11 protein-coding genes are annotated in these 13,318 nt (G+C 56.5%); all 11 read right to left on the reverse strand.

Features of this window, described 5'->3' with window-relative positions; genetic code table 11:
• Positions 1 to 74: 74 nt before the first annotated feature.
• Positions 75 to 4,493, reverse strand: coding sequence for a hypothetical protein (locus V9G17_08515; protein ID MEI2752632.1), 4,419 nt, complete (start codon positions 4,491 to 4,493; stop codon positions 75 to 77).
• A gap of 78 nt (positions 4,494 to 4,571) precedes the next feature.
• Positions 4,572 to 4,886: a hypothetical protein gene (locus V9G17_08520; GenBank protein MEI2752633.1), complete on the reverse strand. Its 315-nt coding sequence runs from the start codon at positions 4,884 to 4,886 to the stop codon at positions 4,572 to 4,574.
• A 16-nt stretch (positions 4,887 to 4,902) separates the two neighbouring features.
• Positions 4,903 to 5,535 (reverse strand): PilX N-terminal domain-containing pilus assembly protein, encoded by a 633-nt coding sequence (locus tag V9G17_08525; protein MEI2752634.1) that lies wholly within the window; start codon positions 5,533 to 5,535, stop codon positions 4,903 to 4,905.
• 14 nt (positions 5,536 to 5,549) lie between these two features.
• The gene (locus V9G17_08530) at positions 5,550 to 6,650 is read right to left on the reverse strand and encodes a prepilin-type N-terminal cleavage/methylation domain-containing protein (protein MEI2752635.1); all 1,101 of its coding nucleotides are present in this window, start codon (positions 6,648 to 6,650) and stop codon (positions 5,550 to 5,552) included.
• Between the two features lie 20 nt (positions 6,651 to 6,670).
• A complete protein-coding gene (locus V9G17_08535; GenBank protein ID MEI2752636.1) occupies positions 6,671 to 7,195 on the reverse strand; it encodes a prepilin-type N-terminal cleavage/methylation domain-containing protein in 525 nt (174 codons plus the stop codon).
• A 7-nt stretch (positions 7,196 to 7,202) separates the two neighbouring features.
• Positions 7,203 to 7,706: a GspH/FimT family pseudopilin gene (locus V9G17_08540; GenBank protein ID MEI2752637.1), complete on the reverse strand. Its 504-nt coding sequence runs from the start codon at positions 7,704 to 7,706 to the stop codon at positions 7,203 to 7,205.
• Between the two features lie 347 nt (positions 7,707 to 8,053).
• Entirely contained in the window at positions 8,054 to 9,853 is a 1,800-nt protein-coding gene (locus tag V9G17_08545) for a GspE/PulE family protein (GenBank protein MEI2752638.1), read from the reverse strand.
• A 102-nt stretch (positions 9,854 to 9,955) separates the two neighbouring features.
• The gene (locus tag V9G17_08550; protein MEI2752639.1) at positions 9,956 to 11,443 is read right to left on the reverse strand and encodes a pilus assembly PilX N-terminal domain-containing protein; all 1,488 of its coding nucleotides are present in this window, start codon (positions 11,441 to 11,443) and stop codon (positions 9,956 to 9,958) included.
• A gap of 19 nt (positions 11,444 to 11,462) precedes the next feature.
• Complete coding sequence (locus V9G17_08555; protein MEI2752640.1) at positions 11,463 to 12,239, reverse strand: prepilin-type N-terminal cleavage/methylation domain-containing protein; 777 nt, start codon at positions 12,237 to 12,239, stop codon at positions 11,463 to 11,465.
• On the reverse strand, positions 12,236 to 12,763 hold the full coding sequence (locus tag V9G17_08560) for a prepilin-type N-terminal cleavage/methylation domain-containing protein (protein MEI2752641.1): 528 nt from the start codon (positions 12,761 to 12,763) through the stop codon (positions 12,236 to 12,238). The genes V9G17_08555 and V9G17_08560 overlap by 4 nt, the downstream gene beginning before the upstream one ends.
• Positions 12,760 to 13,194 (reverse strand): GspH/FimT family pseudopilin, encoded by a 435-nt coding sequence (locus tag V9G17_08565; GenBank protein MEI2752642.1) that lies wholly within the window; start codon positions 13,192 to 13,194, stop codon positions 12,760 to 12,762. Before V9G17_08565 ends, V9G17_08560 begins: the two co-directional genes overlap by 4 nt.
• Positions 13,195 to 13,318: the final 124 nt, after the last annotated feature.

Genomic DNA, 13,318 nt, shown 5'->3' on the forward strand with positions numbered 1-13,318 from the left:
ACGGGTTGCCTGAGGAAAGGCAAGGGGACGGAGTCCCCCCACCCTCCCATGTAGCGCCTGCCTCAAAGTGACCATCACATGTTCGTCCATGAGAAGTATCGACTCCGTGGATCAATCGCAACGTTGGCGTCGATGTTCGAACTCGGAAGACCTCCAGGGGATCCTCCTCCCAACCCGCACGTCGTACAGTCGCCAAAATTTCCCTGACTCATATTGATGAGCAGCCCGAAGGGACTGCCGCCGTCCCGGCCTGAGCCCATGTGAACCACGATACCGAACGCCAATCCCTCCCCAAGAGAGCCGAACTTATTGACCGTTTGGTTCGCGCCTGATGCAGCCGTTCCGATAATCGGCTCTTGATACGCACTCCCGGTTTTGTAAAAGAGCGCCCAGAGTCGGCTCGTTCCAGACGAGACACAGATGTCGTTCGTAGGGATAAAGGTAGGGAAAAAGACCACTCCGCCGAAGACCGTCGGACTGCTGACGGCCCGTTCGCCGATGCCGTAGGGGACCGGATGAGATGGCGGGTTGGCAGGTTCGACGAGTTTCGTCACCCAGCCATCTTTACTCTGAACCAGTCCGATCAAGCCGGTAAACGTCGTGGCACCGGACACGCCGGAGACCTGGCTGGTTCCACTGGCCTGACCACAATCGCCGACTCCCACCACACAGACAGTGGCATTCGATACATCCACAAGATCATTGTCCATGCAGTTGAGCGGACCGGCCGATTGATTGCACCCGGCATTAAGAACCGAGTCTTTCAGGCCGACGAAATACTGGGTGGACACATCCGTCTTGTCGGATTTGCTGTAATAACGCCCGCTGCCCGCAAAAACCCAGACGTTAGCCGCGTCGTCCATCGTCACAGACGGTGCCGTCGCAATCGGGCCCATCTCCGCTCCTGACGCAAACGTATCCAACATCTCGGTGGGCACGCGGGCACTGCCTAACGCAATGCCCCACTGAGCCGGATTGGTGACTGTACCGAACTTGGACGTGACTCCTCCGGCGCCCATGGTCAAACGATAGATCTTGCCACGCCAGGGAAGCGCCCCGTCATCAATCACTCGCCCGAAATACACGACATCGTGGCGATAATCGAGATCTCGATCGAAAGCCGTGATGTCTCCGATATACGAATTCCAGGACCCCGCTGCATACGTTGTCACCAGGCTGTTGCCGCTGCCTGGCCCTGTCGCAAGATCGATGGCAAAGACTCTTGCGCTCTGCGCCGCGCTCGCGTCATACCCGGTCGGGCCGGACCCCACCACCATGTACCATTTTGCATTTGTATTACTGGCCTTCGCATCCGCTGCAGGATTGACCCGGACCACAGCCGGCACACTGGTCGTCAGCCCCAAATTCGAGCTACTGAACGACCACAACAGCTTGGGGGCATCGGGATTGGTCACATCCATCGCAAAGTAGGAACTATAAAATGTATAGTCCGTACCGCTGATGTTGACCGTCATCGGCGGCGCGCCGGATCCAGATACACAGGCGCCGCAACTTCCACCCATTCTAAATCCGCCAATCAAGATCGTGCCCCATCCGTTCGGATGATCGGTGTCCGGGGTGAAAATCCGAACATCCACGACTTTGAGTGGCAGATCGACATAGTACGTATGCTGGTAATCAGCACGACTCAAGAACTCCAGCTGAGGAAGAAGTTGATACGGAACGAACCCCCACAATTCATCCCCCAATGGAGCCCCACTGGAATTGTCCGCTGGAGCAGTGGTGAACCAGCCGTGTTCGGTGATATTCGTGGGAGCAGAGGCACTTGCATCATCGCCGGGATGGTAATACCCCGCGTTGAACGCGTGTAGCATGCCGTCATTTCCCCCCACGTAGGCCACCTGCCGGCGGTTGTACCACTTCTGCAGGAATGCCGAATAGCTTTGATCGCCATAGAGCGCGTCGTGCCGATCCCTGGGACCCGCAACCAGCGTCGGTGTGGAGTGGATGACGTCTCCGAGCTTCCACACTTTCAAGGAGGTGCTTCCTCCTGACGCGACACTGAGTCGGCGGTCCCTTGTCGCTGACTGCTCTGGACAGGTCCCCACATCACAGCCGCGCACAAAATTAATGATCTTGGTCCCCTCGGCGCTCGATGTGGCACGAAGATATGGCCGAAGGATTGACTCGTTGGCGGTTGAAAAGGCTATCTGCTCACTCGCATCGACGACTCCATCATGATCGGAATCGACCCAGGTGAGGATGGTGCGAGTTGTGGAATCTTTCACAGCCAGTCGTTTCCCGGCCTCCCAAATCGGGAGAATCTCGCTCAACGCCTGCCCGCAGGGATTGCAGTCTGCCACCGTTACAGAATTGTCGCTGTTCTGGTCGTTCGGCAAACCATCACCGTCAGTGTCGACGTATTTATCGACCTTCACGGAATTCGAGAGTGAATCAAAGCGGGTCTTAATGATCTTGTCGACCTTATAATCAAGCCGACCATCTTGATTCGTATCCTCGCGAGTATTGCCGAACGTATCGATGAATAGGGCCTGCGTATAACCCGTCCACTTTACGTCGCTGAGCGTCGTGGGTTCGATGGTGCTGGGGTAAAAATAGGATTGATACAACGCCCCTTCACCAGTCGAGGCCGTAGCCAGCACGGAAACCGATGAACCGGACGCACTCCGCCTGAGAATACTCGCAATCGTGGCCAGCAACTTATCCTGCAGATCATCAACGTTGGAGGATTCAAAATAGGCATCCGGGATACCGTCCGGCGTAGCCGCTCCTGTGAGATTATTTTCCTTATCCCATTCGCCAGTTTGAGGGATGCCGTCATTATTGGCGTCCTCGAAGCCTCCTAAGCGAGCGGCTTGGGCCAGAATCCCACGACCATTCATGTTGCCGAATGCAAAGAATGAATACACCGTCACACTCTGGGTGCCAGCGATGCAATGCCCGGTGACCGCCAAACCTGCGATCGTCCCATCACTCGTACCGCTACAAGGACGAAGATCGCTCGTGTGCGCCCAATAGGCGACATCATCTAAATAATGGCTGCCGTTGTCGGCATAATCGGTCTTGTGCTCTGCAAGCAAATCGCTGAATGGAGTGGCTGCGTGCACATTACATGTGCCGTTGATGGGGCGCGGGGGCGCCGCCGTATCACTCCCAAGACAATGTTGCCCATGATGAGCATGGGCATAGTCTTGCAGCGCCGTCGGTATATTTTGATCTTGCGTCGGTTCGCCGTCGGTGAACACGATTACAAATGTCCGGCAGCAAGTCACCACCTGAGAACTCGCAGACCAGGGCGGCGTATGATTTTGCCCGAAGAAATAGGGATCACGACCACACGCGTTGGTGATGTAACCGGGCGGACATGTTTCAGTCCCAACCAGGGCCGTGATTTCGCTCGTGCCGACCGACCCGGCGCCACTCGTGGCAAAGTTAACACCATTTGACACACCACCGGAAAATGCGACCGGATAGACATAGCCCGCCGAGAAGGTCGACTGGATCTGTGCGACATACCGCGCGGTTTCATACAGGGCCTCACTGAGCGGAGTCCACGTCGAAGGATAGGACTCCTGCACCGCATCCACCATGGCCGCCGTGTTCGTCGTGAATGTCTCAACCCCGGTTCCCGACCAGTCGATAGACTGACGGGAGCCGGCCCCCACCAACATCCGCGCGCCTTCACTGTTCGACTTGAACTCCATCAAGCCGAATCGTGCCTTGCCACCGATCTGTTGAATGACTCCGGTGGGCTCGTTCGCGTATCCAATCTTCAGATGATATTTTCGAACGCTGTACGAATCGCCGCAATTACTGTCAAATGTCGTATCGTTATCCACACAAAAATAGGCGCCTGCCACATGGATCGTAATCGTGCCTGGACTACTATTTCGATCCGCGAGTGGAATATGCCCGACATATGTATTGGCACCAGTGCCACTGCCATAATTAACACTCGCACGCTCGGTGTTCACCCCACTAGCCTGTGCGCGAACGGTCTTCAGGGCCGGCGTCCCGCTGGCTGGGCAGTTTCCATCCGCATCCCTGGCACTGAAACAATCTCCACCGATCATGGCCCGCTTCACCGCGTCGAACCGACGCAAGGTTGCCCAGTTCAAGAAATTACCGTCCCACTCCGTAATCGGACACGCTGCATCCAATGTTGCCTTGCCAGTCCCACTCTCAAATCGGGTGTCCGTCGTGTTATAAGTATAACAACGCAGTGAATCGAAATAGCCCGAATATCGAGTGGTATCGGTCCACGTCGTCGTCGTCGAGGTGCTGCCATCCGCCAACATGCCGCATGACGTCGACTCACAGGCGCGATTGCTCATACTGCCCGAGTTGTCCATTACGACGATGATATTGGGTGTCGTCGCGTTCGTAACGAAGGCCGGCACAGCAGTGTAGTCGGCATTGGACACCACGGCTACGGCATCACCGGAGCCAACCAGCGAAGCACTCAGGCTTCCAGCCACAAGCATCACAGCAACAAGGGTTCGGCGATTCATGCGTTCTTCCTCCTCATCTCAAGCAGGACAACAGCCGTCGAATGCGCGGCGACGAGTTGAGACAAGACCTTTCATGCGCTATTGCGGCAACGTGACCACCATCTTGTCGATGTGGCCTTCTTTCAGATGAAACTTTACGAGCGACGTGGGAATAATCCGCTCAATCTCAAGTGGCTCCCCTTCGTGATCCACCACCACCACCGCGGACTTCAGCACATAGCTCCGACCATCGATGCGGATGGTCGATCCCTGCACCTCATCAATCACGCCGGACTGAAACCCGGCTGATGAAAACGGCATGACACCTTCGGTTTGTGCCGACACGAATGAAGGGCCGGAGGGTAACACCGATGCCAGTACGCCGAGCGCCACAATGATGATTGCGCGATACATGGTCATAGGCTCCCTCTTAGTTGATTTTCTTCACACACGTGTCGCCATCCAAACAGCCATAGACAGAGGTCACCGCGCTATTTGAACCGGTTGCAGGGTTACTCGCCATGCAGGTGATCCGATACACATGCTCCGTGCCGGCCACCCCTGTTCCCTGCCCACTCTTCGCGTGCGTGTAGAGAAGATCGATATCGCCGTTGACGGTGAAACCCGGGAGATCGGTCATCACAAAATTCGGGGCTGTGTTTGCCACATCGGCATAGTTCACGGCCGGTGTGTTTGCCGCGGCAGGTGACGGAAGATCGTACCCGTAGATTTCGGCATACAATGTCGTGGCATTGGCCGCCGGGACAGGCCCCGTCGGTGCAACGAAGGCGGTCGGGAGCACTCCTGGGGGGGACAATGTCTGCTGGATGATGTTGGCGGCAAGTCCTTCACAGGAGTCTGCCGCAGCCACCACAGCCTCAGTACTACGGAAAAATCCAGCCATTCGATGCTCCATGCTGGTCACAGTGATCGACGCAATGCCGAGAATGGTGAGAATCAACAACATCAGCATCACTGTGAGCAACGCGATGCCTCGCTGATTCTTCATTTCTTTTCGGTCGTACGTTCGGCCCGCACTGATGGTATCCCGTCGCAGATTCATCACAGCGTCTCTCGTTACAGGTTTCTCGGCTGAATCGTGCGGATCATCACGCGTCGACGTTGCTGCGTATAAATGTTGGCGTCATAGCCCGCATCCGCTGATGGGTTGTGGTCACCGACGATCACGGGTCCCGTGGTATTGATGGCTTTGGTTCCCTTCTCATCAAGGCCGTCATCCGCGTTCATTGGTCTGACTACCAGGCTGACTTGCGCCATTCTGATCTTATCCGGCATCCACGGAGTGATCGCCCACGCACTGTCGGAGACAAAGTCCCCCTGGGTGAAGGTCGGAAACCCAGAGGTCGACGACGCATCTTGATCATCGACGACCCCGTCTGGAAACAGGGGATTAGGGGCCGCCTGGTTGCAGCCGTCGCAAGCATAGGCAATTTGCAAGTCTTCCACACCGTCGACAAGCGGCACGTTATTTCGCACCAGACAGGGTGTATTGCTTCCACAGGTGGTAGGCGTATTCGCCACGACCTGATACCGGACGCACTGCATCAAATACACACGCGTACCGACCGGGAACTGCCCATCCACAAAGTTCCCAGAGCCGAACCCAATCGACGTGGCATTGACCGCCTGTACCGTTTTTGACACTGCACCTCCGATGGAAACCGTTGACCCGACGACGAGTCCTTGCGCGACCATCTCCGTAATCGCAGCTCCCGAAAGGCTGATAGTGTTGTCATAGGTCTTGCTGTTCGGTGTTCCACCCACCGCCGTGGTCAACGTCCACCCTGCCGTATTCACCGGAAGCACCATCGACACTCCATCTGCTCCGGTATCCGCGCCTGTCGGCGTGTGATCCTGCGGGAGCAGGCCGACCGGCTTCACTATGGCACCGATGGTAGCGTTGCACGCACCTACCGACCTAGTGGCTGGATCAGTCGCGTTATAGTTATAGCCGGCAAGCTTGATATCCCGGCTGAGCAAGTCGATGGCCACTCGCACATTCTGTTGCGTATCTGCCACCTGCGAATTCACGACGTTGGCACGATTCGAGGTCACGACGGTGGTCATTGTCGCAGCCACAATCACCACCGTGATCAAGACGGCGACCATTAATTCCACGAGAGTGAAGCCTCTTTGATTCCAATACACTTTACGCATTGTCATGCTCCACACTGCGGCTATTCAGGCGCGACCACCGTCGTAAATACTGCGGCTTTGGTCCGTGCCGTGCTCACATCACTCTTCCTTGTCTGCCAATTGACAGTAATCGTCACTAGGAAGCGATTCATCGTGACCGGGTTTGCCGTGGGATCCGGATCGAGTCGAGTCGCGGTGATACTCCCAGTGGCACCGGTAAGACCAGAAGTTGTCAGCAACGCTCGCCACTGTGTGCAGTCGCCTAAGGCCATGCGTTGCGTACTTGCGCTCTGTGCGCACGCGGCTGTGGTGTCGGTATTGTGATAGTCCAACACACGTTGTCGATTATTCTGAATACGTTCCGCCATATCGGCGGCAAGATTCGTCACGCGGGACATGTCGTTTGCGTCGACATTCTTACCCAGCGACATTCCTGAGAGCCCGGCCAACCCCAGGAGTCCGACCGAAAGCACACCCGCTGCAATCATGGCTTCCAACAGGGTAAACCCCTGCTTCGTGATTGCGATCCGCCTGAAGAAGCCTTGTGGTTTTCTATTATCTTTCATTCGGCCTCTAGGGACACGTCGCATGGGTACACCAGTTCACCTTGCCTGCCGGAGTGACGACCACGGAATAGGTCGTCCCCTGCTGAGAGGTCAGCGTCACTGGAACATTCACGGCTGCCCCGCTCAACCCTTGTTGGGTGAATTGAATCGTCGGACCACCCGTGAACGCGACGACGGCCTGGGGCAACACGACTGGGGCCAGTGCCCCACCGAAATCGATGTTCACCCTACCTGATACAAGAGCCAGTGTGGCAGTAACGGCGAGATTCCGATTCATCGCTGCCATACGGGCCAAGTTGAGGCTGCCAGCCAATTCCGTTGTGGCTTGTTTCAGCTGATAGCGAGCATTCCATTGGAGATAGTTGGGGAGGGCCACCATGGCCAAAATTCCGACGATCGCGACCGCGATCATCACCTCGATGAGGGTGAAGCCATTCTGGAAGCGGACAGCAGAGGACCGTTGGAGATAGGTAGAGACACACATGGCAACAGCCAGATGAGCAAGTGCCATGCCGATGGGTTTCCACTTAATTTAGCGCATAACCAATTGATATATCGTGTACATTCATCGTGAGCTGCGTACATTTTAGAGCGCTCCATGATCACTTCGGTGACAATTTTTGTCGGATTCCTGACGTTCTCAGTCCTAACCACGGGAAAAATTGATGAGGGAGTGAAGCTGGACGGAAGCGTGGGCTAACCTCTGAGTGTCACAGGCTGCGCAAACACACCCTACGGCAGCTAACAGCTTTACCGATGATCTTCTGAGCGTCACCCGCGCACATACAAGAGGCAGAAGTGTCCCTCAAGCAGAGAGTCTCGGGTGTCGAGATGTGCCACGCGCCAATCGCGATATCCCTATTTGATCGCGACCGCTCGCACCTGTTTATACGTGGTGAGACCTTGCAGGACTTTCTCAATGCCGTCTTGCACTAACGTCCTCATGCCTTCATTCTTGGCGAGAGCCATCAGTTCGCCGGTCCGCGCTCTCGTCTGAATCAATGCTTTCATGGGATCAGACACCACCATCAGCTCATGAATAGGCACTCGTCCACGATAACCGGTCTGGTTACACGCATCGCATCCCTGTCCACGAAACAATGTCAGGCCTGGATCATGCGCTCCTCGCACACGCTCCCAATCGCTCGCTCCATAGGCCTGCACCAGTTCGTCATATTCACCACAGGTGGGATGATAGGCCTCCCGACAGTTGGAACAGATGCGCTTACATAATCGCATTGCCAACACACCTAACATGGCATCCGAGAAATTGAACGGATCGCACCCGAGGTCGAGCAGACGCACCACAGTCTCTACAGCACTGTTCGTATGGATGGTACTGAAGACCAGATGGCCTGTGAGCGACGCTTCGATGGCAATATCAGCCGTTTCTTTGTCGCGCATTTCTCCGATCATGATGACATCCGGATCCGCTCGCAGAAATGCCCGCATGGTCGTGGCAAAGGTGAGCCCGATCTTGGGATGCACCTGCACCTGCCGTAATCCATCCTGCGTGATCTCAATCGGATCCTCCGCCGTCCAAATCTTTCGTTCGTCGGTATTAATCGAGGATAGTATGGCGTGCAACGTGGTGGTCTTCCCTGACCCCGTCGGGCCGGCGCACAGGATAATGCCATGCGGCTTCTGAGCCAACTGCCCCACGAGTCGTCGCGTTTCATCGCTGAATTCCAACTCCTCCAAACGGCGAGGCCCGTTGGCCGCCAATAAGCGAATCACCACGTCTTCATTGAAGCCTGACGTAGGCAGTGTGGCCACCCGCAATTCGACCTCCTGTCCGGTACTCAATTTGAACCGAATCTTTCCGTCCTGCGGCTTGCGGCGCTCGGCGATGTCCAAGTTAGCCATAATCTTCAGGCGGGAGACGATCGCCCGTCGATACGCGGCCGGAATTTTCATATACGTAAAACAGGTGCCGTCGACGCGAAAACGTACGGCGGTTTCTTTTCGATCGGCATAGGGTTCAATGTGGATATCCGACGCCCCGCGACGATAGGCGTCTGTAATGATCTGATTGGCGAGCCGGACGATGGCCGAATCGTTTTCGGTGATCGCGGCAATCGTCGCATTTTGTTGCTCTTCTAACTGTGCCTCACTAACCAACTCGCCGAGGATATCGGAGATCGCATCGCCTGACTCTCGTCCCGGGACGACGCTCAAGAACCGTTCAATATCGCTACGCAGCCCCACTCGATAGGATAGTGCCTGCCCAGGAAACGCTCGTCGCACATCAAAGATCTTCTCCGGATCGCACGGATCGTCGATCAGGATTTCGATGCCGCTACCCAGTCGCCTGAGCGGAACCCAATGATTCACTCGAAGATAATCCAGGCTGAGATTTCTTATTAACTCCCGCTCCATGACCATGCGCTCGTCATAGGCAAGAAACGGGCAGTGATAGAATTCCGCGAGTGCGGCACCGATAGCCGGTTTGGGAATCCGATATCGCTCCATAAGCACCGTGGCCAGATCAAGTCGTTTTCTCGACGCTTCGGCCGTGGCCGACACCAACTCTCCCTGTTGGAGAAAACCCTGTTCGACGAGCTGATGGTAGTGGCTGACGGAACGGCTCTGCCCTTCAGATCCTGCACCATGAACAAACTCACTGACGGTAGACATAGAGCGCATCGCACGACTCATGGACCGATTCCTTTCTGAACTCTGCAAATATGATTTCATTACATCTACTTCTTCGAGTCCAACATCATGACCGTCTCACCGCATCGGTCGAGCAGCCTCTCCTCACATTTTGGCCTGCCAGCTTCCAGGCGCCACAACCACCAGTGGCATACCTTGCACGAGGCCCTCGCGAAGATCATGGTTGTACCAAACTTCCAACATCCCCGATCCGTTCGTGCTGTCCACGATCGCTCCTTGTGCGACCACTCCACCGTAAACCTTAAGATGCCCTGCATATCGCACATCCCCTGCAGCATACAGGACCCCCTGCAGATGAATGCCGGGCAATTGCACAGGAACCCTGCTTCCCAAAGTTTGCTGGCCTTCCGGCGGCGGACTGAGGACGGGAACCGGTTTGCCATACGCCCCTGTCTTCCAGAGCACATGCGCATTCACAACAAAGAGGCCCTCTGCATATTCTTGATCAAGCACGATCGTTCCTAGGTTGTCCTGTCGCGGGGCTGTCCCATCCAGCGTATCGACAAAAATCAACCCTCGATGGTCACCTGGGCCCTTTGAGGCAAATACGTCCGCAGCAGGGCGCCCCAATCCTGGCTGAATCGCCCCACCTGCATACAGCAATCCTTCACGATCAATCCCGTAGTACTGTCCAAACTGCTTGGCCATTCGCTTCAAGGTGTCGTAGTCCCACTGATCGAACTTGAGACCGGGAACCGGCTCCTGATGAGTGTGGAGATTCAGTGGAATTCCCGACCAGGCCTCTGCTGGCAGTTGGGAAAAATAGGCATCGCCACCGAGGCGGATCGTAAGCCATCGATCCTCCCGATGCGCCATCTCGCCATACGCCTGCCCGGTGATCGGTGCCAACCCGCTCTTGAGGGGAATCTCTTCCGGCTGAGTGAAATACGCGCTGCCCCTCACCATCACGTCGCCCCAATGAGCGAGCACAGAGCCAGGCCGGTATTGCACAGACTCGGCGCCCAATGAGCCGCTCTGGATGGGTGCATGCAACGCGGGAACCGCATAAGCGCCGAACTCAACCGAGACGGTCTTTGTCACACGCGACGCAGGGCCGGCTCCCGCCGTAACCTCGACCGTACAGAGCAATCCCGGCCGGGTCGCGCCATAGACCCGCAACTTGAGGATCCTGGCGAGCCCCTTGAGTGATTTAAACCATCCGGTTTGAGAATCGTTCAGCAGCCGATCGTGCTGAATATTGGCGGCATCAAAGACCACGTCGGGATCGGCGCCGGTTCCCACAAACTGCGCACGCCCCGCTGCATCAAAATAGGAGGGGTCCCCCTGTGCATTGACCAGCCGCTTCGTCAACCACGTCACCTCCGCTCCCTGCGACAACAGTCCGGGATCGTGAAACCATCCCATCACGACATCCACCGCTGCTTCAGCAGCGTGGTGCGCAAGCCGTTCTTCCTGTAATGCACTGGCACTCACCATCTCCTGTCCGGCCAGCTGCATCGATGTCATCCCTAATAGGGTCAGCAAGAACACCACCATCAGCACCGCCAACAACGCCATTCCCCGTTCATCGTGCCGAACCATACTTCCTGAACGCCCCATACTTGTGTTCATAGTCACTTCCCTTTACCAGTTACATCCGTATCGCCACATCTCGCAGTAACATCGATCCTTGTCGTCCAGCTTGTATCGTGACACGCACCCGCACCACCTCACCGACTTCCGTTGCGACAGCACCATTCCTGTCCAGGTACTGCAGCTCAAAGCGGCGCACGTCGCCCAATAACGTGCTTGAGCCACCATCCACATCACGCATGACCCGCAGCACTCCATCGTCTTGCCGCTTCACGTAATAACGCACTCGATTGAGCAGGAAAACGGCGCTCCGAATCGGAGCCGGCTCACCAATCGGCGTCGCCAATGACAATGTGTGCTTCCGGCCGTCGGCCGCCAACTGGTTCCACCGACACCGCGCAGCCGTACACACCAGAACCTGCTTCCCTTTGGGCCAGCCGGCCCCTTCTTCCACCGACAGCTCCTGTCGACCAATGTCTGCCATCTGTGTCAGGGTGGTCGACTCACCGCTCAAGCCGGCGAAGAACTCCACCTCATCCGACTTCGCCTTGAGAAACGGCGCATCTCCCCCTAACAACCCGCTTCCGGCCAACCGTATTTCGCTACACAACACATCCAAGCCAAGGCGCAAATCCTGATTGGTCGCCATAGCCGAGTGTTGCGCCGTGAAGCGAAGGCCGACCGCCGAAAACATTTGAATTGAGGCGGATATCGCAACGCTGCTGATCGCCATGGAGATCAACAGTTCAATGAGGCTCACTCCGGCCGTACCGAGGCGCCAGCCGAGCTTCACACGGGGCGGTGCGCAGACGACACAGCCCTTGCCGCGGCTCATGACAGCACCGACGGGCCGACATACCGAGGATTGGCTCGGATCGTGCGGACCCGAACCTCTTTCTCTTGCCCCGCTATGGTTCGGAATGTCGCACGCGCCTCGATAGTCGCCAAACTCGCTCCGGCCGGATGGCTGCCTCGATTCAACTCCACCGTCCAAACAAGCCGAATGTTGCCTTGAGTGGTACCGGCCGTGAAGATGCCATCGCCGTTCGTGCTGTCATCCTGCAAGCCATCGTCATGCATGGCAGATTCCAATGTGCCGTCGTGATCCAAATCGTCCATCAACAATTGCTCCCACGACACACTCCGCTTGGCTTCCAGCCGTGATTCAACCAAGGCGAGTGCCGTCGTCGTCAAGGCCCCGCGTTGCAGACCGCGCTCAGCCCACTCGCACATCCCGATCGTCCCGATCATGCCGATCGATAACACGACTAACGCCACCATACTTTCCACAAGGGTGAATCCGTGCGCACCCACGAAAACGGAACGTCGCTTGAGGCTCTTCAGATTAGATGGTGTCATGACACAGTCACCCGACCGGTGATGCTCACCGTCACCTGATGCGATGCGTGGCGACCGTCAACGACAATCATGGTGGTCGCCGTCGCTGATCGACCACTAGGCTGAAACAGAATTTCCGGCTTCGTCGACATGGATTCAATGACCGTACCCCTCTGCCCGAACGCATACCGACGCAGTAGGCTATTGCTGCAGTCGGTACATTCCGTGCGCAATTCAGACTGTTCCGCATCCACGACCACTCGAATACGCTCGTGCCGCGCCATCGCCAATTGCCGCGCCATACGCAGTTCCGATGCAATCTCCCTCATCACCGCACGCTGATGATGCTTCGCAACGAGCGCTGCCCATCCAGGCACACTGACTCCCATCACAATCCCGATGATGGCGACTACCGTGCACAACTCCACCAGGCTCCCACCACGTTCATTCATACCGGCTCCTTTCCTCGAGCGCGTAGAGCATTTCCAAGTTCCATGCCGTTGCTCACGCCTGAGACGCATCCCGCTCATTGGCGCTCCATCCCTGCCGAAGCATCACGGGAACCTGCGAAGATAT

Origin of the sequence: Nitrospira sp., from assembly GCA_037045225.1 — a bacterium.
In the GTDB taxonomy this organism is placed as follows: domain Bacteria; phylum Nitrospirota; class Nitrospiria; order Nitrospirales; family Nitrospiraceae; genus Nitrospira_A.